This is a genomic window from Streptomyces sp. NPDC006207 (assembly GCF_040613835.1).
In the GTDB taxonomy this organism is placed as follows: Bacteria; Actinomycetota; Actinomycetes; order Streptomycetales; family Streptomycetaceae; genus Actinacidiphila.
The window spans coordinates 1-22,669 of sequence record NZ_JBEXSX010000055.1; the positions used below are offsets into that span (position 1 = coordinate 1).

Sequence of the window (22,669 nt, forward strand, 5' to 3'; positions counted from 1 at the left end):
CCCGGTGGTCGGCAGGGGCCGGTCGCTAGCTCCGGAGCAGCCGGGCTATGGCGGCGGTGGCCGCGGCCCCCGTGGCGGCGGCCGCCGGGCCCCCCGGCCCCCCCCCACGGCTCCGGGCACGTACAGGTGGGCGTGGTCGAGAAGGACACGCCGCCGGAGGGCGGCCCGGCAGCCTCCCGGAGCAGGTGGCGCCCGGGGTTCGGGCCGGTGTGCGTCCTGCCCTAAGGAGCGGTGAGTGCCGCCTCGATCGAGGAGCCGTGGCGCTCCAGCCAGGCCTCGCGGCGTTTGATCTGGTCGCCGACCCCCTCGTGCCACATGCGGGCCCAGCCGCCGCCCTCGGTCTCGGCCATCCGCTTCATGGAGAACCACGCGCGGCGGGTCCGGAGCACGGCGACCTCCAGCAGGCGGCCGCGGTCAATGCCGGACAGGCCGTACGCGTCGGCGAGGAGGCGGCAGCGCCGGGGGACGTCCACGTCGCGCAACTGGGGGTCGGCGTCGAAGGGGTCGCCGATGGGGGCCCAGTAGAGCATCGCGTTGTGGATCTCCTCGACCCTGGGAACCGGCCTGGCCAGGTCGAAGTCGATGAGCGCGGCGGCCCGGCCGGCCCGGAAGACGATGTTGTCCGGCGTGAAGTCCATGTGCCCGATCACCTCGGCGGGATGCGCGGGCGCGGGAGGCATGTCCGGGTGCGGCGCGGGACCGGCCGGGGCCTGGACGCCGTCGGGTGGGGTGAAGCCGGCTACCGCGTCGTCGTAGGCGCGGACCAGGCGGCCGACCGAGACGAGGCGGCCCTCGTCGGCGATCCAGGCGGGCCGCGGCCGTCCGGCGACCTCCCCCGCCACGTAGGTCAGCACCTCCCGGCCGGCGGTGTCGATGCCGAGGAGGCGCGGCGCGCCGGGGAATCCGACGTCCTCCAGGTGACGGAGCAGGGCGTGCACCAGGGGGCTGTGGGCGCCGGTCGGACGGCGGACGGTGTCGCCGACGCGGACGACGCCCTCGGTCACGTCACCGCCGATCAGGGGGATCTCCGGCTGCGGCTCGGCGGTCTCGGCGTAGGTGGCGGCGGGGGCGGGCGGAGCGGGCGGGCCGTCGGGAAGCATCCGCCCATTGTGCGCCGTACGGCCCCGGCCACGCCGGGGGTTCGGGGCCGTAACTCACCGAGGGGAAGCGCAACCCCACGGGTGGCGCGAGTACGCTCACGCCCATGGAGACGTCCGTTCGGGCCGGCGACGCCACCGGCGGCAGCGGTGGTGCCGGGGCGGCGAACCCGGAGTACGACGTGTTCGCCCGCTCGTGCCCGTCGCGCCCCACGCTGGAGCACGTGACCGGCCGCTGGGGCTCGCTGACGCTGGGCGCGCTGGTCGACGGGGCACTGCGGTTCAACGAGCTTCGCCGCCGCGTCGACGGGGTGAGCGAGAAGATGCTCTCCCAGACCCTGCACGCGCTCGAACGGGACGGGCTGGTGCACCGCGAGGCGCAGCCCACCAACCCGCCGCGGGTCGACTACAGCCTCACACCGCTGGGCCGGGACACGGCCGAGCGGCTGCTCGCCCTGATCGGGCTCGTGGAGTCGCGGATGCCGGAGGTGCTGGCGGCGCAGCGGCGCTACGACGGGCGGACGGTGACGGCGGACGTGCCGCCCGGACCGCGCGGCGGTCGCTGACAGCGCGGGCAGAAGTAGCTCGACCGGTTCATCCAGGGACGGCGGCGGATCGGGGTGCCGCAGCGGCGGCAGGGCTCGTCCTCGCGGCCGTAGGCGTCCAGGGAGCGGTCGAAGTAGCCGGACTCCCCGTTGACGTTGACGTACAGGCTGTCGAAGCTCGTGCCGCCGGCGGCGAGGGCGTCGGTCATGACCTCGCGGATGTGGGTGAGCAGTTCGGTGGTGACCGGGCGGGTCAGGGTCGCGGTCGGCCGCTCGTAGTGCAGCCTGGTGCGCCACAGCGCCTCGTCCGCGTAGATGTTGCCTACCCCGCTGATCAGCGATTGGTCGAGCAGCGCCCGCTTGATCGTGGTGCGGCGGCGGCGCAGCGCGGTGTGGAAGGCCGCGTCGTCGAAGCGGGCGTCGAGCGGGTCACGGGCGATGTGCGACAGGGGGACCGGCAGCCGCTCGGGGTCGCCGGGCACGCACTCGTGCAGCGACAGGCCGCCGAAGGTGCGCTGGTCGACGAAGCGCAGCTCCGTGCCGAGGTCGTCCTCGAAGCGGATCCGGATCCGCAGGTGGGTCTCGGCGGGCGCGTCCTCGGGCTGGACGAGCAGCTGGCCGCTCATGCCCAGGTGCCCGAGGAGCGCGAGCGGGGAGTCCTGGAGCGGCAGCCACAGGTACTTGCCGCGGCGCAGGGCGGGACCGAAGGTCTGCGCCGCCAGCCGGTCGGCGAAGTCCGCGCCGCCGGCGAGGTGGCGGCGCACGGCGCGGGCGTGCAGCACCTCGGCCCGGGCGACGGTGCGGCCGCTGACCCAGCGGTCCAGACCGCGGCGTACGACTTCGACCTCGGGCAGCTCCGGCACGCGGCGCGCTCCTCTCGGAAGGCGGTTCCCCGCCCGGGGAACCGGAAGGCCCGCCCGGTCGGCCTCGGGGGCCGGCCGGACGGGCCTGACGGGTTCAGCTCGCGACAGTGCCGTTCGCCTCGCGCTTGGCGCGGATCCCGCGCCAGGCGGCCTCGGCGGCCTGCTGCTCTGCTTCCTTCTTGCTGCGGCCGGTGCCGGTGCCGTACTCGACACCACCGACGCGGGCGGCAGCCGTGAAGGTCTTCTCGTGGTCCGGTCCGGTCTCGGAGACCACGTACTCCGGGACACCGAGGCCCTCGCCCGCGGTGAGTTCCTGGAGGCTGGTCTTCCAGTCCAGTCCCGCCCCGAGGTTGGAGGACTTCTCGATCAGTGGGTCGAAGAGCCGGTGCACCAGCTCCGACGCGGCGTCCAGGCCCTGGTCCAGGTAGACCGCCCCGATCACCGCCTCGAGGGTGTCCGCGAGGATCGACGCCTTGTCCCGGCCTCCCGTGCCCTCCTCGCCCCGGCCGAGGCGGACGAAGCTGCCCAGGTCGAGGCCACGGCCGACGTCGGCCAGGGCTCGGGAGTTGACCACCGCGGCCCGCAGCTTGGCGAGCGTGCCCTCCGGGAGGTCCGGGTGGGTGCGGTAGAGCGTGTCCGTGACCACCAGGCCGAGCACGGAGTCCCCGAGGAACTCCAGGCGCTCGTTGGTGGGCAGACCGCCGTTCTCGTACGCGTACGAGCGATGGGTCAGCGCACGCACCAGAAGGGCGGGTTCGAGTGTGTACCCGAGCCGCCCTTCCAGAACCGCGGGGGACGAGGCTGCCTTACCGGCGTCCGTCGACGTTGCGCCGTCTGACGACATGGAGCCCCTCACCCGCCGATCAGACCTCGAGGACCTGACGACGGTTGTAGGTGCCGCAGCTCGGGCACGCGATGTGCTGCTGCTTCGGCTCGTGGCAGCGCTCGCACGCCACCAGGCTCACGGGCGCAGCCTTCCACTGCGAACGGCGGTGGCGCGTGTTGCTGCGCGACATCTTCCGCTTGGGAACAGCCACGGCTACTTCTCCTGGTTCTCGTCGGCGCCGTCCTCGGCACCGCTCAGCTGGATTTCCTGCAGGGCCGCCCAACGGATGTCGGTGACCTCGTGGTGGTGGTCCGGGTCGTCCGCCAGCCGCGCCCCGCAATCGGAGCACAGACCGGGACAGTCGTCCTGGCACACCGGCTGCAGCGGCAGTTCGAGAACCACCGCGTCGCGCAGCACGGGCTCGAGGTCGAACAAGTCGCCCTCGAGGAAGAGAGTGTCCTCCTCCTCGGCGTCGTCACCGGCGTCGGCGGCACCGTGGTGCCCACCGGTCCGGGTGTCGGCGTCGGGGTAGGAGTACAACTCCTGGAACTCCGTCTCGAGCTCACGCTCGAGCGGCTCCAGACACCTTACGCACTCCCCCGAGAGCGGTGCGCGGGCGGTGCCCGTGACGAGCACCCCCTCCATCACCGACTCCAGGCGGAGGTCCAGCTCGATCTCCGTGCCCTCGCGGACACCGATGACCTCGATGCCCATGTCCTTGGGGGCCGGCACCGAGCGGGAGACCTTCTTCATCGCCCCAGGACGACGACCCAGCTCGTGCGTGTCGAACACGAGCGGGTTGCGGTGGTCGAGGCGGGTGTTCAGGGCTCCTGCTTTCTTCGGTTCGGCGCGTGCCCGTCGCCACGACGGCGGGCACGCCAAAGCGCCGGGGATCACACGGCTGAGGGATCAGGATACCGGTCCCCCGGGCTCAGCCCAAACCGCGCTCCTGCTCCAGCTCACGCAGCCGGTTCAGGTCGATCATGCTGGTGTCGAAGAAGCTCGTCTCGTCGAGCGCCGCGCCCTGCCCCTGCTGGTGCTGCTGCGGGACGTACTGCTGCTGCTCGTAACCGCTCTGCTGCGGCTGCTGCCAGCCGTAGTTCGGGTCGTAGTAGGCCTGCTGCGGCTGGGCGGCGTACGGGTCGGCGTACTGGCCCTGCTGCTGGTACGGGTCCGGTTGCTGGACCTGCTGCTGGTACGGGTCCGGCTGCTGGTAGCCGTAGTCGGGCTGCTGGACCGCGTTCGGGTCGTACTGGTAGTCGCCGGGGGCCACGGGGGCGGCCAGGCCCGCGAGGTACTCGGCGTCGGACTGCCCGGGGACCTGGCCCTCGGGGTCCGCGTCGTGGGCGCCCAGTTCGTCCATGGGGCGGTGGCCGGTCAGCTTCAGGCGGCCCCGTCCGACGGCCTCCAGGGTCTTGCTGAGCACCGCCTCGAAGGCGCCCAGCTTGGCGTCCACGTACTCGTCCGCGCGGCGGCGCAGCGTCTCGGGGTCCCCGCTGCGCTCCGGCGCGTCGTCCTCGTCCGCGTACGGGTAGCCGTTCTCGTCGAGGGCCGGGCCGTGGCCCAGCAGCTTCTCGCGCCCGCGGTCCACCGAGCCGATGGTCTTGGTCAGCACGACCTCGAAGTTGGCGAGCTTGCTGTCGACGTAGTCGTCGGCCTCGGCCCGGATCTCGGTGGCCTCGCGCTGCGCCTCCGTGACGATGCGCTCGGCCTCCTGCTGCGAGCGGCGGGCGATCTCGGTGTCGGAGATCAGCGAACCGCGTTCCGCGTGCGCGGCGCCGATGATCCGGCCGGCCTCGGCCCGGGCCTCCTCGACCATCTGCTCCCGCCCGCCCAGCAGCTGCTGGGCCTGGGAGAGCGAGTCGGGCAGCGCCGACCGTACGTCTTCGAGCATGGCGAGCAACTCGGCACGGTTGACCACGCAGGAGGCCGACATCGGCATGGACCGGGCGGCCTCCACGGCGGCCACGATCTCGTCGAGCTTCTTCTGGACGTCCACGTTCCAGACTCTACTGCTGCGCGAGCTTCTTCTTGAGGGCCTCCAGCACGACGGGGGGCAGCAAGTGCGCGACGTCGCCGCCCCATTGCGCCACCTCCTTGACGAGGCTGGAGGACAGGAAGCTGTAGGTGGGGTTGGTGGGGACGAACAGGGTCTCCACGCCGGACAGCCCGTTGTTCATCTGGGCCATCTGCAGCTCGTAGTCGAAGTCGCTGACCGCGCGCAGGCCCTTCACGATGGCGGGGATGTCGCGCTGCTTGCAGAAGTCCACCAGCAGGCCGTGGAAGGCCTCCACGCGCACGTTGCCGTACCCGGCGGTGACCTCCTCGATGAGGGCGATGCGCTCCTCGATCGAGAAGAGGCCCTTCTTCGACTTGTTGATCATCACGGCCACGTAGACCTCGTCGTACAGGCGCGAGGCTCGGGCGATGATGTCGAGGTGTCCATTGGTGACGGGGTCGAAGGACCCCGGACAGACTGCGCGGCGCAACGGTGACTCCTCGCTCTGAGGGTTCTGCGGGTGGTTCATGACGCGTCGGTGACGTCGGCGGCGCGACCGTACCAAAGCGTCCCTTCGCCGTACCGCCGGGCCCTGATCCCTTCGTACCCCTCGGGCCAGTGGAATTCCCCGCCTCGGGTGCTCCTCTCCACGGTGGCGACGGCGTCCGCGTCGAGCCAGCCCTGCGTACGGAGTGTGAGCAGGATCTCGCGCAGCTCGTCGTCGGTGACGGCGTACGGCGGGTCCAGGAACACCAGGTCGTACGGCTCCGCCGGAGGCGGTCCCGCGACGACCTTCTCGGCCTTTCCGGCCCGCACCTCGGCGCCGGGCAGCCCGAGGGCGCGGACGTTCTCCCGGATGACGCGGGCGGCGCGGGGGTCGGACTCGACCAGCAGCACGTGCGCCGCGCCACGTGAGAGCGCCTCCAGGCCGACGGCACCCGATCCCCCGTACAGGTCGATGACCCGCGCCCCGTGCAGAACGCCGCGCAGCGACTCCCAGGTGGAGAACAGCCCCTCCTTCGCCCGGTCGGAGGTGGGTCGGGTTCCGTTGCCCGGCGGCACGGCCAGGCGGCGGCCACCGGCGGCTCCGGCGATCACGCGGGTCATCTGCGGCTCATTCGTCTCGTGGGCGGGGGGGGAACGGCGCCGTCGCGGCGCCGCTCCCCCACGATACGTAGGTCAGTCCCGGCCCTGCTCTTCCACGGCCCCGACGAGCGCCGGCGAGGCGTAGCGCGACCAGGACAGGCAGCCGTCGGGCGGGCAGTGCTCGGGGCGGCGCGGGTCGTGACCGAGCTCACGCAGCTTCGTCCGGACGGAGTCGGGCGTACGGCCGAAGCGCGCGGCCACGCGGGCGATGGACTCGCCGTCGTGGAACCGGCGGACCAGTTCCTCCTCGTGCTGCGGCACCCAGGGCGCGCCGTGCCCCGGGAACAGCTCGCGCAGCACGTCACGGTCGGGTATGGGCTCGGCCACGTCGGCCACGAGGGCGAGGGCGCGCAGGGCGCGGTTGAGGGCGATGCGCAGGGACGGGACGTCGGTCAGCGGCAGCGTGAGCGTGCCGGAGGCGAGGAGGGTGTCCGGGTCGTCCTCGGACCAGCCGGCCAGGGTCAGGGTGACGGTGGTGTCGTCGTCGCTGGAGAGCTCGATCCGGAAGATCTTCTCACCGAGCGGCAGTTCGTTGAGGTGACGGAACGACATGAAATCAGCCCCCAAAGGTCCAACTACGCCTATTCCCGAGCGGATCGGCGCGGACTGTGTCCATTCTCCCAGGGGGCACTGACAATGACGGCCCGTCAGCCCTTGTCGAGGTACTGCTCGCGGTCCGCGTCGACCAGGCTCTCCAGCGCGCTGCGCAGGTCCGGCTGACCCTCCAGTCCGGGGTCCGCGGCGACCAGCGAGGTGGCCTCCTCCCGGGCCGCCGCGATCACGTCCTCGTCGTCGATCACCGTCAGCATGCGCAGCGACGAACGCGTCCCGGACTGGGCCTGCCCGAGGACGTCGCCCTCACGCCGCTGTTCCAGGTCGATGCGGGAGAGCTCGAAGCCGTCCAGCGTCCCGGCCACGGCGTCCAGCCGGGCGCGGGCCGAGGTCGCCTCCGGCATCTCGGACACCAGCAGGCACAGACCGGCCGCCGCACCACGCCCGACCCGGCCGCGCAACTGGTGCAGCTGCGAGACGCCGAAGCGGTCCGCGTCCATGATCACCATGGCGGTGGCGTTCGGCACGTTGACGCCGACCTCGATCACCGTGGTCGCCACCAGCACGTCGACATCGCCGGCGGCGAAGCGGCGCATCACGTCGTCCTTCGCCTCCGCCTGCATCCGCCCGTGCAGCACCTCCACGCGCAGCCCCGCCAGCGGCCCCTTGGCCAGCTGCTCGGCGATCTCCAGCACCGCCAGCGGCGGCCGCCGCTCCGCCTCGTCCTCCGCGGACTTCTTCTTCGGGTCCGGCTCCTCGTCGCCGATCCGCGGGCACACCACGTACGCCTGGTGCCCGTTCTCGACCTCCTCGCGCACCCGCTCCCAGGCGCGCGACAGGAAGTGCGGCTTGTCCTTCGCCGGCACGACGTGCGTGGCGATCGGCGAACGCCCGGCCGGCAACTGGTCCAGCACGGAGGTCTCCAGGTCGCCGAAGACCGTCATCGCGACGGTGCGCGGGATCGGCGTCGCCGTCATCACCAGCAGGTGCGGCGGCTGCTTGGCCTTGCCCCGCAGCGCGTCGCGCTGCTCGACACCGAAGCGGTGCTGCTCGTCGACCACGACCAGCCCCAGGTCGTGGAACCCCACCTTGTCCTCGATCAGCGCGTGCGTGCCCACGACGATCCCGGCCTCGCCGGTCACCAGGTCAAGCAGCGCCTGGCGGCGGGCGGCGGCCCCCATGGAACCGGTCAGCAGCACGACCTTCGTGCCCAGGTCCGAGCCGCCGAGCATGCCGCCCTCGGCGAGGTCGCCCATCATCTCCGTGATCGACCGGTGGTGCTGCTGCGCCAGCACCTCCGTCGGCGCCAGCATCGCGGCCTGGCCGCCCGTGTCGACCACGCCGAGCATGGCGCGCAGCGCCACCATCGTCTTGCCGGAACCCACCTCGCCCTGGAGCAGCCGGTGCATCGGGTGGTCCGTCGCCAGGTCCGCGAAGATCTCGGCCGACACGTGCTCCTGGCCCTCGGTGAGCGTGAACGGCAGCCGCGCGTCGAAGGCCTTCAGCAGTCCGTCCTCCGCCGGCACGCGCGGCACGGCGGGCAGCGCGTCCTCCGCCGCCCGGCGCCGCGCGAGGGCCACCTGCAGTACGAACGCCTCGTCCCACTTCAGGCGCTCCTTGGCGATCATGATGTCGGCCTTGGACCGCGGGCGGTGGATCTTCTCCAGCGCCTCCGGCAGCGCCACGAGCCCGCGCGACTCCCGCAGCGCGGCGGGCAGCGGCTCGCCCGTGCCGGACCACTGCGTGGCGCCGAGGGAGGTCAGCACGGTGTCGACGGTCTTCGCGATCGTCCACGAATTGACCTGCTTGCACGCCGGGTAGATCGGGATCAGCCGGGCGGCGAAGGCGTCCACGGCCTCCTTGCCGTCCTCGGCGTCCAGCAACTGGTACTCGGGGTGCGCCAGCTGCAGGGCCCGGTTGAACACGGACACCTTGCCGGCGAACATGCCGCGGCGGCCCGGGAGGAGGTCGTGCTCCGGCTTGAACACCCCCCGGCCGAAGAAGACCAGGGTCAGCGAGCCGCTGCCGTCCGTGACGACCACCTCGAGGCGCGACTTGCCCGGGCCGTAGGTCTTCTTCGTCGCCTTGGCGACGCGCGCGACGACGGTGACGTGTTCGTCCAGCGGGAGGTCGGACAGGCGCGTCAGCTCGCCGCGTTCCGCGTAGCGGCGTGGGTAGTGGTGCAGCAGGTCGCCGACGGTGCGCAGGTCGAGATGGTCGGCGAACACCTTTGCGGTGCGGCCGCCGACGGATTTTGCGAGCGGTTCGTCAAGGGCAGCAGACATCGCGTCCATCTTTGCGCACGGGGCCGACAAAGTTTGTGTTGCGGCCCGGGGTGCTGCGGCTGCGCCGGGCTGCCCGGGTGGTCGTGTACGGGTGCGTTGCGCCTGCGGCGGGCGGTTTCCCCGCCTCCCTCCCTCCCCCGGCCGAAGGCCGGGGGAGGGAGGGAGGCGGGGAAACCCCAACAGCAACCACAACGGCGCCGCACGCGGCGACGCGGGGGCGGCTACTCGACGCCGATGAGGAGGGGGCACGTTTCCTGGCCGCCGTCGTAGACGACCGTGTCGACCGCGAGGTGGCTGTCACGGACGTGCGCCTCGAGCCGGTCCGCCAGGTCCGCGGGCGCGTCGGACCCGATGACGAGCGTGACCATCTCCCCGCCCGCGGCGAGCATGCGGTCCAGGACGATGATCCCGGTCTCGACGAGGTTGCCGCCGATCACCGCGACGTCCCCGTCGATGAGGCCGAGGACGTCCCCGGCCTGGCAGACGCCGGCCATGGTCCAGGACTGGGCCTCCGCGACGGCGAGCTCGGCGTAGCGCGTGGCGCCGGCCGCGGAGGTCATGGCGACGACGTCCTCGTCAAAGCGCCGGGTGGGCTCGTGGACGGCGAGGGCGGCGATGCCCTGCACCGCGGACCGGGTGGGGATGAGCGCCACGCGGACGCCCTCCGTGCGCGCCTGTTCGGCCGCGGCGCCCACCGCGTGCCGCAGTTCGACGTCGTTGGGCAGCAGGACGACCTCGCGGGCGTGCGCACGGCGGATGGCCTCCGCGATGTCGCCGCTCGCGGGCGGCTCCCCGGGCCGTACGGCGACCACGGTGGCCCCGGCCTGGGTGCACAGCTCCGCGAGGCCGTCGCCGCGCACCACCGCGACCACGGCCCGGAGCGTGCGCTCGCCCCGCCCGCCGGTGGCCCCGCGGCGGCCCTGCTCGAGCGCGCGGGCCTGGTCGCCGAAGTGCGTCACCTTGATGCGGTACGGCCGTCCCGCATCGATCCCGGCCTCGATGGCGGCGCCCACGTCGTCGACGTGGACGTGGACGTTCCACAGCCCGTCCCCGCCGACGACGACGAGGGAGTCGCCGAGCCGGTCCAGCCGGGTGCGCAGCGCGGGGACGGCGCGGTCGGGTGCCTCCAGGAGGTAGATGACCTCGAAGTCCGGCCCGCCGGGCACCGCGTGCGGGTCCGCGCCGTCCCCGCCGGTCGCGCAGCCGTAGGGCACGACCTGGGACGCGCCCCTGGGCAACGGCACCCGCAGGGCGTCGTCGAGCGGGCCCATCGGGGCCTGTCCCGAAACCGCGTCCGCGAGGGCGCCCAGGACGGCGACGAGGCCGCGGCCGCCGGCGTCGACGACACCGGCGTCGCCGAGGACGGCCAGCTGCCGCGGAGTTGCCGCCAGGGCGAGGCGGGCCGCCTCGTACGCGGCCCGGGAGACCTCGTGGACGTCGCCGGTCACGGCGGCGGCCGCCTCCGCGGCGGCCGTGGCGACGGTGAGCATCGTGCCCTCGACCGGATGCGCGACGGCCTGGTAGGCGGACTCCGCGGCCCGGCGCAGGGCCGGCCGCAGGTCGCCGGCGTCCTCGGCGAGGACCTCGGCCATGCCGCGCAGCAGTTGGGCGAGGATCGTCCCGGAGTTGCCGCGTGCTCCTATGAGCGCGCCGTGCGCCATGGAGCGCAGGCACGAGGTGAGGTCCGGGATGCCGCCCGAGGCGGCGTGGCCCTCGAAGACGGCGTCCACGGACTGGGCGGCGGACTCCACGGTCAGGAACAGGTTCGTGCCGGTGTCCCCGTCGGCGACGGGGTAGACGTTGATCGCGTCGATCTCCTCGCGGGCCCGGCCGAGCGCCTGGAGGGACAGCCGGCACCATGCGCGCACCGCGGGAGGGTCGAGCGTCGGCGGCACGTGTTCCTCCTGCGGGGGCGGCCGGGGACCTGGGGTGGGGAGGTGTCCGCACGCAGCGTACTGAGCGCCGGGGCCCACCGGGCGACCGCCCGTACCGCTGACCATGGTAATTTCGAGGGACAGGAGCGGACGTAGTATGCTGCTCCGGTTGCCTGGGGCTGTCCCGGGCCGTCCCTCGGCATCACTGGTCTTCCTTCAATCATTTTGACGGATGCCGGATGCCGCCGGGATTTATCCGTTAGTGCATCTGAAGTCTTTGGAGTGACCCGTGGCTGCCAACTGCGACGTCTGCGGCAAGGGGCCGGGCTTCGGCAACAACATCTCGCACTCGCACCGCCGTACTCGCCGTCGTTGGAACCCCAACATCCAGACGGTGCGTGCTGTGGTCGGTCGGACGCCGAAGCGCCTCAACGTCTGCACCTCGTGCATCAAGGCCGGCAAGGTCGCGCGCTGACGCATAGGACGTCGTAGCGCAGCCTTGCGGCTACCGGAGCCGGTCCACCCTCGTGGTGGACCGGCTTTCTGCTGTGCCCTCCCGCCGGTTCGCCTCAGCGCTGCCGCCAGGCGTGGTCCACGGGGCCGATGCCGCCGCCCAGGGGGAAGCCCGCCGCGATGGCGCCGGTGACGTACTCCTTGGCGGCGTGGGCCGCCTCGGGGACGTCCAGGCCCCGCGCCAGGAACGAGGCGACGGCGGACGCCAGGGTGCAGCCGGTGCCGTGGGTGTGCCGGTTGTCGTGGCGCGTGGCGCGCAGCCAGTGCTCGCGGCTGCCGTCGGTGAGCAGGTCGACGGCGGCGCCGCTGAGGTGGCCGCCCTTGATCAGGACCCAGCGGGGGCCGCACTTGAGGACGGCCGCCGCGGCCTCGCGCATGGCGGGCTCGCCGTCCACGACGACTCCTGTGATCTGGCGCACCTCGTCCAGGTTCGGGGTGGCGACGGTGGCCAGCGGCAGCAGGCGGGTCCGTACGACGTCGACGGCGTCGGCGGCGAGCAGCGGGTCGCCGTGCTTGGAGACGCCGACGGGGTCGACGACCACGGGGACGTCGAGCGGGGCGAGGAGTTCCGCGACGGCGGTGACGAGTTCCGCCGAGGAGAGCATCCCGGTCTTGACCGCCTGGACGCCGATGTCGTCCACGACACTGCGGAACTGGGCCCGTACGGCGTCCACCGGCAGGTCCCAGGCGCCCTGGACGCCCAGTGAGTTCTGCGCCGTGACGGCCGTGACCACGCTCATCCCGTGGACGCCGAGGGCGAGCATGGTCTTCAGGTCGGCCTGGATGCCCGCTCCGCCGCCGGAGTCGGAGCCGGCGACGGTGAGCACACGCGGTGGGATCGTCATACGGCGAATCTAGTCGCCGTCGCTACTCGGATCCGAAGTGGTCCCAGCCGCCCGCCTTGTCCCAGGGGGCGCCGTCCACGGTGACCTGGGGTGCCGTGGTGGCCTTCACCACCCGGCCGATGACCCGCCAGCGGGCGGGCAGCTTCGTGTCCGGGGGGAAGGCGGCGACTATCGCGTGGTCCTCTCCCCCGGTCAGCACCCAGTGCAGCGGGTCGACCCCGACGGCCTGGCCGATGTCGGCCATCTGCGCGGGGATGTCGATGTCGGCGGAGGACAGGTCTATGGCGACGCCGCTGGCGGCGGCGATGTGGCCGAGGTCGGCGACGAGCCCGTCGCTCACATCGGTCATGGCCGTCGCACCGAGTTCCGCGGCGGCGGGACCTGCGTGGTACGGCGGTTCGGGACGGCGGTGGGCCTCGACGAAGGCCCGCGGCGAGCGGAACCCCCGGGAGAGGACGGCCAGTCCCGCCGCGGACCAGCCCAGCCAGCCGGTGACGGCGACGACGTCGCCGGGGCGGGCACCGGATCGGGTGACGGGTTCGCGGTCGCGCAGGTCACCCAGTGCGGTGATGGAGACCATGATCGTGTCACCGCGGACGACGTCGCCGCCGACCACGGCCGCGCCGGCCACCTGGCACTCGTCCCGGATGCCGTCCATCAGCTCGACCGGCCAGGTCACCGGCAGGTCGGCAGGGACGACCAGGGCGAGCAGCACCGCGGTCGGGACGGCACCCATGGCGGCGATGTCGGCGAGGTTCTGCGCGGCGGCCTTGCGGCCCACGTCGTAGGCGGTGGACCAGTCGCGGCGGAAGTGCCGCCCCTCCACGAGCGCGTCGGTGGTGGCCACCACCCGCCGGTCCGGGGCGGCGACCACGGCGGCGTCGTCACCCGGTCCGAGCCGGACGGCGGGGCTGGAGGTGAGCCGGGCGGTCAACTCCCTGATGAGTCCGAACTCCCCCAGTTCGCCCACGGTGCCCTTCATCTGACTGTCCCCTTCACCTGGCCGGTCCCCTTCTGTGTGCGCTTGCGCGACGGCTTCGGCACGGCCGGTACCGCGCGGGTCTCCCCGCGGCATGCGGCGACGCGGTACCGTGACGTTCCCTCCCACATGATCCTCGTAGCCGCCCTGGAGGTTCCGTGGTACAGGCGTACATTCTGATCCAGACCGAGGTCGGGAAGGCCTCGGCAGTAGCGGAGGTGATCTCCAAGATTTCCGGGGTCATCCAGGCCGAGGACGTCACCGGTCCGTACGACGTGATCGTGCGGGCCCAGGCCGACACGGTCGACGACCTGGGGCGCCTCGTGGTGGCGAAGGTGCAGCAGGTGGAGGGCATCACCCGCACCCTGACCTGTCCGGTCGTCCATCTGTAGGCCCCCTGTAGGCTCGGCGGGTGATGTACCGCCGGGTCGCGCTCGTCTCCCTGTCCGCCGTCGCGTGCTCGTTCGCGGCGGCGGTCTGGATTTCCGCTTCCGGCGGTGCCGCGGGCGGGGTCGCCGTCCCGTCGCCCTCCGCCTCCGCCGCCCGGATGTGCGGCGCCCTCCACGACGCGCTGCCGCGGAAGGTCGACGGCCTGTCGAAGCGGTCGGTGAGCCCCGTCTCCGACCTCACCGCCGGATGGGGGGATCCTACGGTGGTGCTGCGCTGCGGCGTGCCGCGACCCGAGATGCTGACCCCGGGCAGCGCGGCGTACAACCCCACCGCGGACGCGGTGGAGGTCAACGGCGTGAGCTGGCTCATCGAGAAGACCGACGACGGCTACCGCTTCACGACGACCGGCCGCAGGACCTTCGTCGAGGTGACGGTGCCGGCAAAGTACGCGCCCGAGGTCGATCCGCTGACCGACCTCGGACGCGCCGTGGAGACGACGATCCCCTCCGAACTCTGACGGGTCCGGCGGACCGCTCCCGGCCGATCGCGGCTCAGCGCAGGCCGGTGGAGCGCCGCAGCGCGGCCTGGATCAGCCGGTCCACCAGTTCCGCGTAGCCGACGCCGCTCTCCTGCCACATGCGCGGGTACATGGAGATCGGCGTGAAGCCGGGCATCGTGTTGATCTCGTTGATCACGAACTCGCCGTCGTCCTGCAGGAAGAAGTCCGCACGGACCAGGCCCTCGCAGGAGGCCGCGTCGAAGGCGGCCACGGCGAGCCGCTGCACCTGCGCGGTCTGCTCCGCGGTCAGCGGCGCGGGGACGACGCCCTCGGCGGAGTCGATGTACTTCGCCTCGAAGTCGTAGAAGTCGTGCGCGGTGACCGGGGGGATCTCCGCGGGGACCGAGGCGCGCGGGCCGTCCTCGAACTCCAGGACGCCGCATTCGATCTCGCGGCCCCGCAGCAACGACTCCACGAGCACCTTGGGGTCGTGCCGGCGGGCCTCCTCGATCGCCTCGTCCAGGCCGGTGAGGTCGTCGACCTTGCTGATGCCCATGGAGGACCCGGCACGGGCGGGCTTCACGAAGACCGGCCAGCCGTGGTCGGCGGCGAAGTCCACGACCTTCTTGCGGGCCGCGGCCGGGTCGTTCTCCCACTCGCGCGGGCGGATCACGACGTACGGGCCGACGGGCAGGCCGAAGGAGGTGAAGACCCGCTTCATGTACTCCTTGTCCATGCCCACGGCCGAGGAGAGCACTCCGGAGCCGACGTAGGGCACGCCGGAGAGTTCCAGCAGGCCCTGGAGGGTGCCGTCCTCGCCGTACGGGCCGTGCAGCATGGGGAAGACGACGTCGACGTCGCCCAGGACCTTGGGCACCGAGCCGGGCTCGCTGTAGACGACCTCACGGCTGGCCGGATCCACCGGCAGCAGCACCGTGCCGTCGGAGGACTCGGTGAGCTGCGCGACGCTGGGCAGCGTGCGGTCGGCGATCGCCATCCGGGACGGGTCGTCGGCGGTGAGCGCCCAACGGCCGTCGGTGGTGATGCCGATCGGCAGCACGTCGTACTTGTCGCGGTCGATCGCGCTCAGCACCGCGCCTGCGGTGACGACCGAGATGGCGTGCTCGGAGCTGCGTCCGCCGAAGACGACGGCGACGCGCGGCTTGCGGGAAGAAGGCTGAATGCTCATGTCGCGTTGACCTTACCGTTCCGGACGTCAGCGTTCCGACTTCGCGGAGCGCGACATCAGCTCCTTGACCGCGACGACGGGCTGCTTCCCGTTGTGCACGATGTCGACGACGGTCTCGGTGATGGGCATGTCGACGCCGTGCCGGCGGGCCAGGTCGAGCACCGACTCGCAGGACTTGACGCCCTCGGCGGTCTGCCGGGTGACCGCGATGGTCTCCTCCAGCGTCATGCCCTTGCCCAGGTTGAAGCCGAAGGTGTGGTTGCGCGACAGCGGCGAGGAGCAGGTCGCGACCAGGTCGCCCAGACCCGCCAGGCCGGAGAAGGTCAGCGGGTCGGCGCCGAGCGCGATGCCGAGCCGGGTGGTCTCCGCCAGTCCGCGGGTGATCAGCGAGCCCTTGGTGTTGTCGCCCAGGCCCATGCCGTCGGCGATGCCGACCGCCAGGCCGATCACGTTCTTCACCGCGCCGCCGAGTTCGCAGCCGACGACGTCGGTGTTGGTGTACGGGCGGAAGTACGCGGTGTGGCTGGCGGCCTGCAGCCGCTTGGCGACGGACTCGTCACGGCAGGCGACCACGCTCGCGGCGGGCTGCCGCGCGGCGATCTCCTTGGCGAGGTTGGGGCCGGACAGCACGGCGACGCGCTCCGGGCCCGCCTTGGCGACCTCCTCGATGACCTCGCTCATCCGCTTGGCCGTGCCGAGTTCGACGCCCTTCATCAGGCTGACCAGCACGGAGTCGCGGGGCAGCAGCGACTGCCACTCGGCCAGGTTGCCGCGGAGCGTCTGCGACGGTACGGCGAGGATCACGAACTCCGCGTCCCGGGCGGCCTCGGCGGGGTCGGTGGTGGCCCGGATCGACTCCGGCAGCTCGGTCCCGGGCAGGTAGTACGGGTTGCTGCGCGTGCTGTTGACGGCCTCGATCACCTCGGGGCGGCGGCCCCACATGGTGACCTGGGCACCCGCGTCGGCGAGGACCATCGCGAAGGCGGTGCCCCAGGAGCCCGTGCCGTAGACCGCGCAGCGCGTCGTCACTTGGTGCTGCCCTTCTGCTTGCGCGGGTCGAAGCGCTCGGCGGGCGGGGTCTGACCGCGCAGTTCGCCCAGCAGCTCGCTGACCGCGGCCATGATGGTGTCGGTGGCGTCCTTGAGCACCTCGACGCTGGCCTCCTGTCCGTAGAAGGCCGACAGGTCCACCGGCGGCCCGGCGACGACCCGCAGCGTCTTGCGCGGGAAGAGGCGCAGCTTCTTCTCCTTCGCGTACGGCGGCATGACCTCGTTGGCGCCCCACTGGGCGACCGGGATCACGGGGGCCTTGGTCATCAGCGCGACCCGGGCGACGCCCGTCTTGCCCACCATCGGCCACATCTCGGGGTCGCGGGTCAGCGTGCCCTCCGGGTAGAAGGCGACGCACTCGCCGGAGTTGATGGCGTCCACCGCGGCCCGGAAGGCGTTGGCGGCGTCGGTGCTCTCCCGGTAGACGGGGATCTGGCCGGTGCCGCGCAGGATCGCGCCGACGAAGGCGGGCTTGAACAGCGGCGCCTTCGCGAGGAAGCGGGGGACCCGGCCGCTGTTGTACTGGAAATGCGCGTACGACAGCGGGTCGAGGTACGAGTTGTGGTTGACCGCCGTGATGAATCCGCCCTCGACCGGAATGTGATCCATTCCGCGCCAGTCCCGCTTGAAGAGAACGACAAGCGGCGGTTTGGCGATGACGGCTGCGAGCCGGTACCAGAAGCCGATTCTGCGGCGGGACACCAGAACTCCTCCTCGTTCCGCCGCCGACCCGGGATCACCGGACCGCGGCCTGCTGTGGTCGGCGGCACCGTACGGCCGGTGCGGCCGCACAAGTGTCGCCGGTAGGGCCACCGTAACGCCAGGGCGAAAGGCCCTCGGGGTGCTCCCCGGCGGAAGCACCGAGGCCAGGAGGCCCGGGCACGCACCAGGGAGATCGTGCACCCGGAGGCGGGCCGCCGGGAAGGGGGGTTGAGGGCAGGGTGGTGGTGGGCCCGGGGGACCCGAGCACAATAGTTCGGTGTCACCACCCGTGGAATGGTCGCTCGTCGTCCCGCTGAAGCCGCTGGCCGCCGCCAAGAGCCGCCTCGCGGAGGCCGTCGGCCCCGTGCGGCCCGGACTGGCACTGGCCTTCGCGCAGGACACCGTGGCCGCCGCCCTCTCCTGCGAGGCGGTACGAAATGTGACGGTCGTCACCGATGATCCGCTCGCCGGGGCCGCGCTGTCGGCCCTCGGGGCGCGCGTCCAGGCGGACTCCCCGGCGGCCGGGCTCAACGCCGCGCTGCGGCACGGCGCCGACGTGGTCCGCAGGCGCCACCCCACCGCGGCCGTGGCGGCCCTGAACGCCGATCTCCCGGCCTTGCGGCCCACCGAACTGGCAGCGGTGCTCCGCGCGGCCGCCCGGCGCCCAGGACGGTCGTTTCTGGCCGACGCGGCCGGAATCGGCACCACGCTGCTTGCGGCCACCGCCGGGACCGCCCTCGCGCCGGCCTTCGGGGGGCCCTCACGCGCCCGCCACCGGGCTTCCGGCGCCCACGAGATCGTCCTGCCGGACGTGGACTCCGTGCGCCGGGACGTGGATACGGGCGAGGACCTGGCCGCCGCCCTGGTGCTGGGGGTCGGGCCGTACACGCGGGCGCTGCTGCGGCCCGGACTTCGGGCGGCTCCGCAGGAGGGTCCCGCGGGGCCCGGGCCCGCCGATTGCCCGGCGGCGGGCGCACCGGCCCCGGGAAGCGGTGCCCGATAGGCTGGGGCCCATGCAGGCCACCGCGTACACCTACGACCCCGAGACCCGCGCCGGCAGCGTGCTGCTGGACGACGGGACGCCGCTGCCGTTCGACGCGGCGGCGTTCGACGCCGGGGGCTTGCGGCTGCTGCGGCCCGGTCAGCGGGTGCGGATCCGCACCGAGGGCAGCGGGGACGGGCGCCGGGTGGTGTTCGTGACGCTGCAGACCTTCCCCGACCCGGGGGCCTGAGGACATGACGGCACGGGCCGGGTGCCCCTGAGTCAGGGGTACCCGGCCCGTCGGCGTGTGCGGGTCCGCGGAATCGTTACCGCTTCGCGGTCCGCTTGGTGGCGGTCTTCCGGGCCGCCGACTTGGCGGGCGCTTTCTTGGCCGGGGCCGTCTTCTTGGCGGTCGCCTTCTTCGCCGTGGTCTTCTTGGCGGTCGCCTTCTTCGCCGTCGTCGCCTTGGCCGCGGTGGTCTTCTTGGCCGTGGCCTTGGCGGCGGTGGTCTTCTTGGCCGTGGCCGCCTTGGCAGCGGTGGCCTTCTTCGCCGTCGTCTTCTTCGCGGCGGCCTTCTTGGTGGTGGCCTTGGCGGTGACGCCTCCGCTCAGGCTGCCCTTGGGCGCCTTCTTGACGGAGACCTCTCCGACCTTGGGGAGCTTCTTCGACCCGCTGACCAGGTCCTTGAAGCCCTGACCGGCGCGGAAGCGCGGGACGGAGGTCTTCTTGACCCGGACCCGCTCCCCGGTCTGGGGGTTGCGGGCGTAGCGGGCGGGACGCTCCACCTTCTCGAACGAGCCGAAGCCGGTGACCGAGACCCGGTCCCCGCTCACCGTCGCGCGGACGATCGCGTCCAGGACGGCGTCGACCGCGTCCGCGGCCTGCTGACGGCCGCCGAGCTTGTCGGCAATCGCTTCAACGAGCTGCGCCTTGTTCACGTCTTCCCCTTCGGAAACTTGCCCGGCGATGAAGTTCGGGCTTTTTCGCACGCTAGGCGGATATATACCGCAAATCAAATACGAAACGGGCGAATCACCCTTGTGCCGCAACGAACTCGGGGCTCAGGAAGACCTTTGATCGGGGAATCGGCCTTCGTCGAGGTCCTTCATCAGTTCCTCCAGACGCCTTGCCGCACCTGCGAGATCGTGCTTCGCGGCCGCGGTGATGACGAGCAGCCGCCGGGTCAACTGCATCCTGACGTCCTCCGGCACTTGCAGACCCGCCACCCGGGTGTGGGCCTGCTTCAACCTGGCAGCGAGGAACCCGTACAGCTCGAGTTGGCCATCGTGTTCCATGTGCCGATTGTGTCATCTGCGGTGAGTTGTCACGAGGTGTGGAGCCGAACACGCCGCAGCGCCCCCCGCCCGGTGGGGGCGGGGGGCGCTGCGGAGGTGGGCCGGCGGCGGCCGCGGGGGCCGCCGGACCGCTCAGACCTGCAGGGTCTGCGGCTTGAAGGAGGGGCGCTTGGCCTCGTAGGCGGTGATGTCGGCCTCGTTCTGCAGGGTGAGGCTGATGTCGTCCAGGCCGTTGAGCAGCCGCCAGCGGGCGTTGTCGTCCAGTTCGAAGGGGGCGGTGATCCCCTCGGCGCGGACCTCGCGGGCCTCCAGGTCGACGGTGATCTCGGCCGTCGGGTCGGACTCGGTCAGCTTCCAGAGCTCCTCGACCGTCTCCTGCGGCAGGATCACGGTGAGCAGGCCGTTCTTCAACGAGTTGCCGCGGAAAATGTCGGCGAAGCGCGCGGAGATGACCGCCTTGAAACCGTAGTTCTGCAGGGCCCACACCGCGTGCTCGCGGGAGGAGCCGGTGCCGAAGTCCGGGCCCGCGACCAGGACGGTCGCCCCCTGGCGCTCGGGCCGGTTGAGGACGAACTCGGGGTCCTTGCGCCAGGCCTCGAACAGGCCGTCCTCGAAGCCGTTGCGGGTGACCTTCTTCAGCCAGTGGGCCGGGATGATCTGGTCCGTGTCGGCGTTGCTGCGGCGCAGCGGGACGGCGCGGCCGGTGTGCGTGGTGAAAGCTTCCATCGTTCTCAGGCCTCCAGGACGGCTGCGCCGGGCAGATCGGCGGGGGACGAGAGGTGGCCGGTGACCGCGGTCGCGGCCGCGACCTGCGGCGACACCAGGTGGGTGCGGCCGCCCTTGCCCTGCCGTCCCTCGAAGTTGCGGTTGGAGGTGGACGCGGAGCGCTCACCGGGGGCCAGTTGGTCGGGGTTCATGCCCAGGCACATCGAGCAGCCCGCGTGCCGCCACTCGGCGCCGGCCTCCTTGAAGACCCTGTCCAGGCCCTCCTCCACGGCCTGCAGGGCGACCCGGACCGAGCCGGGCACGACCAGCATCCGCACGCCGTCGGCGATCTTGCGGCCCTTGACGACGGAGGCGGCGGAGCGCAGGTCCTCGATGCGGCCGTTGGTGCAGGAGCCGACGAAGACGGTGTCGACCTTCACCTCGCGCAGCGGCGTACCGGGCTCCAGGGCCATGTACTCCAGGGCCTTCTCGGCGGCCAGGCGGTCGCTGGGGTCCTCGAAGCCGGCCGGGTCCGGCACGGAGGCGCTGAGCGGGGCGCCCTGGCCGGGGTTGGTGCCCCAGGTGACGAACGGGGACAGGGAGGCGGCGTCGATGACGACCTCGTGGTCGAAGACGGCGTCCTCGTCGGTCCTGAGCGTGCTCCAGTACGCGACCGCCGCGTCCCAGTCCTCGCCCTGCGGGGCGTGCGGACGGCCCTGCAGGTAGTCGAAGGTGGTCCGGTCGGGGGCGATCATGCCGGCCCGGGCGCCCGCCTCGATCGACATGTTGCAGATGGTCATCCGGGCCTCCATCGAGAGCTTCTCGATGGCCGAGCCGCGGTACTCGATGACGTAGCCCTGACCGCCGCCGGTGCCGATCCTGGCGATGATCGCCAGGATCAGGTCCTTGGCGCTGACGCCCTCGGGCAGCTCGCCGTCGACGGTGATCGCCATGGTCCTGAACGGGGCCAGCGGCAGGGTCTGGGTGGCCAGCACGTGCTCGACCTGGCTGGTGCCGATGCCGAACGCCAGCGCGCCGAAGGCGCCGTGGGTGGAGGTGTGGCTGTCACCGCAGACGACCGTCATGCCCGGCTGCGTCAGGCCCAGCTGCGGGCCGACGACGTGCACCACGCCCTGCTCGACGTCGCCCAGCGGGTGCAGCCGCACCCCGAACTCGGCGCAGTTCTTGCGCAGCGTCTCCAGCTGCGTGCGCGATACCGGGTCGGCGATCGGCTTGTCGATGTCGAGGGTGGGGGTGTTGTGGTCCTCGGTCGCGATGGTGAGGTCCAGCCGGCGCACCGGGCGGCCGTTCATCCGCAGACCGTCGAAGGCCTGCGGGCTGGTGACCTCGTGGAGCAGGTGCAGGTCGATGAAGAGGAGGTCGGGCTCGCCCTCGGCGCGCCGTACGACGTGATCCTCCCAGACCTTTTCCGCGAGTGTCCGTGCCATCGCATTCCCTCCGACCGGCCGCTCTGCCGGCCTGTTCGTCGTTGCCCTGCGTGTCCGCCCCCTTGTGGGGAGTGGCCGCAGCGGCCCTGTGCATTCCAGCGTGCCGCGTCCGCCGGAAAATTGAACTTGCGTTTCACAGAGTGAGACGGGAGTATCGTTGCATGGACAACAGTAGTGGCGTCGGCGTTCTCGACAAGGCGGCTCTGGTGCTCAGCGCACTGGAGTCCGGCCCGGCCACCCTGGCCGGGCTCGTGGGCGCCACGGGTCTCGCCCGCCCCACCGCGCACCGTCTCGCCGTCGCCCTGGAGCACCACCGGATGGTGGCGCGCGACATGCAGGGGCGCTTCATCCTCGGTCCCCGGCTGTCCGAACTGGCCGCCGCGGCGGGCGAGGACCGCCTGCTGGCCACGGCCGGGCCGGTGCTCACGCATCTGCGGGACATGACCGGCGAGAGCGCCCAGCTCTACCGTCGCCAGGGCGACATGCGCATCTGCGTGGCCGCCGCCGAGCGGCTGTCCGGACTGCGGGACACCGTCCCGGTCGGCTCCACGCTGCCGATGAAGGCCGGCTCCGCCGCCCAGGTCCTGCTCGCGTGGGAGGAGCCGGAGCGGCTCCACCGCGGGCTGCAGGGGGCCCGCTTCACCGCCACCGCACTGTCCGGCGTACGGCGCCGCGGCTGGGCCCAGTCGATCGGCGAGCGCGAACCGGGCGTGGCGTCCGTCTCGGCCCCGGTGCGCGGCCCGTCCAACCGCGTCGTGGCGGCGGTCTCCGTCTCCGGCCCGATCGAGCGGCTCACCCGGCACCCCGGGCGCATGCACGCGCAGTCCGTCGTCGACGCCGCCGCCCGCCTGTCCGAGTCCCTGCGCCGCAGCGGCTGAGCCGGGAC

27 protein-coding genes are annotated in these 22,669 nt (G+C 72.3%); 7 read left to right on the top strand and 20 right to left on the bottom strand.

All coding sequences use genetic code 11. The features are described from left to right. Window positions 1–221: 221 nt before the first annotated feature. A complete protein-coding gene (locus tag ABZ312_RS33205) occupies window positions 222–1,100 on the bottom strand; it encodes a phosphotransferase (protein ID WP_500439369.1) in 879 nt (292 codons plus the stop codon). 104 nt (window positions 1,101–1,204) lie between these two features. Here ABZ312_RS33205 and ABZ312_RS33210 point away from each other — a divergent pair, with 104 nt between their 5' ends. Continuing rightward, the gene (locus ABZ312_RS33210) at window positions 1,205–1,663 is read left to right on the top strand and encodes a winged helix-turn-helix transcriptional regulator (protein WP_500325651.1); all 459 of its coding nucleotides are present in this window, start codon (window positions 1,205–1,207) and stop codon (window positions 1,661–1,663) included. Here ABZ312_RS33210 and mutM read toward each other — a convergent pair. The 10 genes from mutM to ABZ312_RS33260 form a co-directional block, all read right to left on the bottom strand. Beyond that, entirely contained in the window at window positions 1,606–2,505 is a 900-nt protein-coding gene (mutM, locus tag ABZ312_RS33215) for a bifunctional DNA-formamidopyrimidine glycosylase/DNA-(apurinic or apyrimidinic site) lyase (protein WP_500325649.1), read from the bottom strand. The genes ABZ312_RS33210 and mutM overlap by 58 nt on opposite strands. 94 nt (window positions 2,506–2,599) lie before the next feature. Continuing rightward, on the bottom strand, window positions 2,600–3,349 hold the full coding sequence (rnc, locus tag ABZ312_RS33220) for a ribonuclease III (protein ID WP_500325647.1): 750 nt from the start codon (window positions 3,347–3,349) through the stop codon (window positions 2,600–2,602). 19 nt (window positions 3,350–3,368) lie between these two features. Next, the gene (gene rpmF / locus ABZ312_RS33225; protein ID WP_026251550.1) at window positions 3,369–3,542 is read right to left on the bottom strand and encodes a 50S ribosomal protein L32; all 174 of its coding nucleotides are present in this window, start codon (window positions 3,540–3,542) and stop codon (window positions 3,369–3,371) included. A 2-nt stretch (window positions 3,543–3,544) separates the two neighbouring features. Then, entirely contained in the window at window positions 3,545–4,084 is a 540-nt protein-coding gene (locus ABZ312_RS33230; protein ID WP_500325645.1) for a YceD family protein, read from the bottom strand. 178 nt (window positions 4,085–4,262) lie between these two features. Further along, entirely contained in the window at window positions 4,263–5,330 is a 1,068-nt protein-coding gene (locus tag ABZ312_RS33235; protein WP_500325643.1) for an ATP synthase subunit B family protein, read from the bottom strand. A gap of 10 nt (window positions 5,331–5,340) precedes the next feature. After that, the gene (coaD, locus tag ABZ312_RS33240; RefSeq protein WP_499514202.1) at window positions 5,341–5,820 is read right to left on the bottom strand and encodes a pantetheine-phosphate adenylyltransferase; all 480 of its coding nucleotides are present in this window, start codon (window positions 5,818–5,820) and stop codon (window positions 5,341–5,343) included. A 35-nt stretch (window positions 5,821–5,855) separates the two neighbouring features. Next, entirely contained in the window at window positions 5,856–6,437 is a 582-nt protein-coding gene (gene rsmD / locus ABZ312_RS33245) for a 16S rRNA (guanine(966)-N(2))-methyltransferase RsmD (protein ID WP_500360274.1), read from the bottom strand. 72 nt (window positions 6,438–6,509) lie between these two features. Next, window positions 6,510–7,028, bottom strand: coding sequence for a hypothetical protein (locus ABZ312_RS33250; RefSeq protein ID WP_500439371.1), 519 nt, complete (start codon window positions 7,026–7,028; stop codon window positions 6,510–6,512). 95 nt (window positions 7,029–7,123) lie between these two features. Next, a complete protein-coding gene (gene recG / locus ABZ312_RS33255) occupies window positions 7,124–9,322 on the bottom strand; it encodes an ATP-dependent DNA helicase RecG (RefSeq protein WP_500439372.1) in 2,199 nt (732 codons plus the stop codon). 212 nt (window positions 9,323–9,534) lie between these two features. Beyond that, complete coding sequence (locus tag ABZ312_RS33260) at window positions 9,535–11,208, bottom strand: DAK2 domain-containing protein (RefSeq protein WP_500325637.1); 1,674 nt, start codon at window positions 11,206–11,208, stop codon at window positions 9,535–9,537. A 268-nt stretch (window positions 11,209–11,476) separates the two neighbouring features. Between ABZ312_RS33260 and rpmB the strand changes: the two genes are divergently transcribed. After that, a complete protein-coding gene (gene rpmB / locus ABZ312_RS33265; protein ID WP_014628431.1) occupies window positions 11,477–11,662 on the top strand; it encodes a 50S ribosomal protein L28 in 186 nt (61 codons plus the stop codon). A gap of 94 nt (window positions 11,663–11,756) precedes the next feature. Here the strand turns inward: rpmB and thiD are convergent, their stop codons facing one another. Beyond that, window positions 11,757–12,545 (bottom strand): bifunctional hydroxymethylpyrimidine kinase/phosphomethylpyrimidine kinase, encoded by a 789-nt coding sequence (thiD, locus tag ABZ312_RS33270; RefSeq protein ID WP_500325636.1) that lies wholly within the window; start codon window positions 12,543–12,545, stop codon window positions 11,757–11,759. A gap of 22 nt (window positions 12,546–12,567) precedes the next feature. Next, complete coding sequence (locus ABZ312_RS33275; RefSeq protein ID WP_499514196.1) at window positions 12,568–13,527, bottom strand: thiamine-monophosphate kinase; 960 nt, start codon at window positions 13,525–13,527, stop codon at window positions 12,568–12,570. A 155-nt stretch (window positions 13,528–13,682) separates the two neighbouring features. Here ABZ312_RS33275 and ABZ312_RS33280 point away from each other — a divergent pair, with 155 nt between their 5' ends. Then, a complete protein-coding gene (locus ABZ312_RS33280) occupies window positions 13,683–13,916 on the top strand; it encodes an Lrp/AsnC family transcriptional regulator (RefSeq protein WP_018562083.1) in 234 nt (77 codons plus the stop codon). A 23-nt stretch (window positions 13,917–13,939) separates the two neighbouring features. Then, entirely contained in the window at window positions 13,940–14,431 is a 492-nt protein-coding gene (locus ABZ312_RS33285) for a DUF3515 domain-containing protein (protein ID WP_500325861.1), read from the top strand. 34 nt (window positions 14,432–14,465) lie between these two features. Here ABZ312_RS33285 and ABZ312_RS33290 read toward each other — a convergent pair whose 3' ends face one another. From ABZ312_RS33290 to ABZ312_RS33300, 3 genes are read right to left on the bottom strand one after another with little or no spacing between them, the layout of a single operon-like run. Further along, entirely contained in the window at window positions 14,466–15,602 is a 1,137-nt protein-coding gene (locus tag ABZ312_RS33290; RefSeq protein ID WP_500325634.1) for a D-alanine--D-alanine ligase family protein, read from the bottom strand. A 27-nt stretch (window positions 15,603–15,629) separates the two neighbouring features. Then, complete coding sequence (locus ABZ312_RS33295) at window positions 15,630–16,577, bottom strand: NAD(P)H-dependent glycerol-3-phosphate dehydrogenase (RefSeq protein WP_500325860.1); 948 nt, start codon at window positions 16,575–16,577, stop codon at window positions 15,630–15,632. Between the two features lie 50 nt (window positions 16,578–16,627). Further along, window positions 16,628–17,353 (bottom strand): lysophospholipid acyltransferase family protein, encoded by a 726-nt coding sequence (locus tag ABZ312_RS33300; protein WP_500325632.1) that lies wholly within the window; start codon window positions 17,351–17,353, stop codon window positions 16,628–16,630. Between the two features lie 289 nt (window positions 17,354–17,642). Between ABZ312_RS33300 and cofC the strand changes: the two genes are divergently transcribed. Continuing rightward, window positions 17,643–18,356: a 2-phospho-L-lactate guanylyltransferase gene (gene cofC, locus ABZ312_RS33305; protein ID WP_500357268.1), complete on the top strand. Its 714-nt coding sequence runs from the start codon at window positions 17,643–17,645 to the stop codon at window positions 18,354–18,356. A gap of 10 nt (window positions 18,357–18,366) precedes the next feature. Then, complete coding sequence (locus tag ABZ312_RS33310) at window positions 18,367–18,585, top strand: hypothetical protein (RefSeq protein ID WP_018562077.1); 219 nt, start codon at window positions 18,367–18,369, stop codon at window positions 18,583–18,585. 76 nt (window positions 18,586–18,661) lie between these two features. Here ABZ312_RS33310 and ABZ312_RS33315 read toward each other — a convergent pair whose 3' ends face one another. The 4 genes from ABZ312_RS33315 to leuC form a co-directional block, all read right to left on the bottom strand. Next, on the bottom strand, window positions 18,662–19,273 hold the full coding sequence (locus tag ABZ312_RS33315; protein ID WP_500325631.1) for an HU family DNA-binding protein: 612 nt from the start codon (window positions 19,271–19,273) through the stop codon (window positions 18,662–18,664). A gap of 123 nt (window positions 19,274–19,396) precedes the next feature. Beyond that, window positions 19,397–19,630, bottom strand: a complete 234-nt coding sequence (locus tag ABZ312_RS33320) for an SCO5555 family protein (protein WP_018562075.1) — start codon at window positions 19,628–19,630, stop codon at window positions 19,397–19,399. 132 nt (window positions 19,631–19,762) lie between these two features. Further along, window positions 19,763–20,356 (bottom strand): 3-isopropylmalate dehydratase small subunit, encoded by a 594-nt coding sequence (gene leuD / locus ABZ312_RS33325; RefSeq protein ID WP_500325629.1) that lies wholly within the window; start codon window positions 20,354–20,356, stop codon window positions 19,763–19,765. A gap of 5 nt (window positions 20,357–20,361) precedes the next feature. Then, window positions 20,362–21,783 carry a 3-isopropylmalate dehydratase large subunit gene (gene leuC / locus ABZ312_RS33330; protein WP_500325628.1) on the bottom strand — a complete coding sequence of 474 codons (1,422 nt, stop codon included), beginning with the start codon at window positions 21,781–21,783 and terminating at the stop codon, window positions 20,362–20,364. A 161-nt stretch (window positions 21,784–21,944) separates the two neighbouring features. Here leuC and ndgR point away from each other — a divergent pair, with 161 nt between their 5' ends. Next, a complete protein-coding gene (gene ndgR / locus ABZ312_RS33335) occupies window positions 21,945–22,661 on the top strand; it encodes an IclR family transcriptional regulator (protein ID WP_499514189.1) in 717 nt (238 codons plus the stop codon). Window positions 22,662–22,669 lie beyond the last annotated feature (8 nt).

What these genes read in the sequence shown, in the direction of transcription:
- ndgR (WP_499514189.1), top strand. Translation starts at nt 21,945, where the DNA reads ATGGACAACAGTAGTGGCGTCGGCGTTCTCGACAAGGCGGCTCTGGTG.
- leuD (WP_500325629.1), bottom strand. Translation starts at nt 20,356, where the DNA reads ATGGAAGCTTTCACCACGCACACCGGCCGCGCCGTCCCGCTGCGCCGC.
- ABZ312_RS33290 (WP_500325634.1), bottom strand. Translation starts at nt 15,602, where the DNA reads ATGAGCATTCAGCCTTCTTCCCGCAAGCCGCGCGTCGCCGTCGTCTTC.
- rnc (WP_500325647.1), bottom strand. Translation starts at nt 3,349, where the DNA reads ATGTCGTCAGACGGCGCAACGTCGACGGACGCCGGTAAGGCAGCCTCG.
- ABZ312_RS33230 (WP_500325645.1), bottom strand. Translation starts at nt 4,084, where the DNA reads ATGAAGAAGGTCTCCCGCTCGGTGCCGGCCCCCAAGGACATGGGCATC.
- ABZ312_RS33295 (WP_500325860.1), bottom strand. Translation starts at nt 16,577, where the DNA reads ATGGTCCTCGCCGACGCGGGTGCCCAGGTCACCATGTGGGGCCGCCGC.
- ABZ312_RS33250 (WP_500439371.1), bottom strand. Translation starts at nt 7,028, where the DNA reads ATGTCGTTCCGTCACCTCAACGAACTGCCGCTCGGTGAGAAGATCTTC.
- ABZ312_RS33210 (WP_500325651.1), top strand. Translation starts at nt 1,205, where the DNA reads ATGGAGACGTCCGTTCGGGCCGGCGACGCCACCGGCGGCAGCGGTGGT.
- ABZ312_RS33275 (WP_499514196.1), bottom strand. Translation starts at nt 13,527, where the DNA reads ATGAAGGGCACCGTGGGCGAACTGGGGGAGTTCGGACTCATCAGGGAG.
- rsmD (WP_500360274.1), bottom strand. Translation starts at nt 6,437, where the DNA reads ATGACCCGCGTGATCGCCGGAGCCGCCGGTGGCCGCCGCCTGGCCGTG.
- ABZ312_RS33320 (WP_018562075.1), bottom strand. Translation starts at nt 19,630, where the DNA reads ATGGAACACGATGGCCAACTCGAGCTGTACGGGTTCCTCGCTGCCAGG.
- recG (WP_500439372.1), bottom strand. Translation starts at nt 9,322, where the DNA reads ATGGACGCGATGTCTGCTGCCCTTGACGAACCGCTCGCAAAATCCGTC.
- ABZ312_RS33285 (WP_500325861.1), top strand. Translation starts at nt 13,940, where the DNA reads ATGTACCGCCGGGTCGCGCTCGTCTCCCTGTCCGCCGTCGCGTGCTCG.
- ABZ312_RS33310 (WP_018562077.1), top strand. Translation starts at nt 18,367, where the DNA reads ATGCAGGCCACCGCGTACACCTACGACCCCGAGACCCGCGCCGGCAGC.
- leuC (WP_500325628.1), bottom strand. Translation starts at nt 21,783, where the DNA reads ATGGCACGGACACTCGCGGAAAAGGTCTGGGAGGATCACGTCGTACGG.
- thiD (WP_500325636.1), bottom strand. Translation starts at nt 12,545, where the DNA reads ATGACGATCCCACCGCGTGTGCTCACCGTCGCCGGCTCCGACTCCGGC.
- ABZ312_RS33205 (WP_500439369.1), bottom strand. Translation starts at nt 1,100, where the DNA reads ATGCTTCCCGACGGCCCGCCCGCTCCGCCCGCCCCCGCCGCCACCTAC.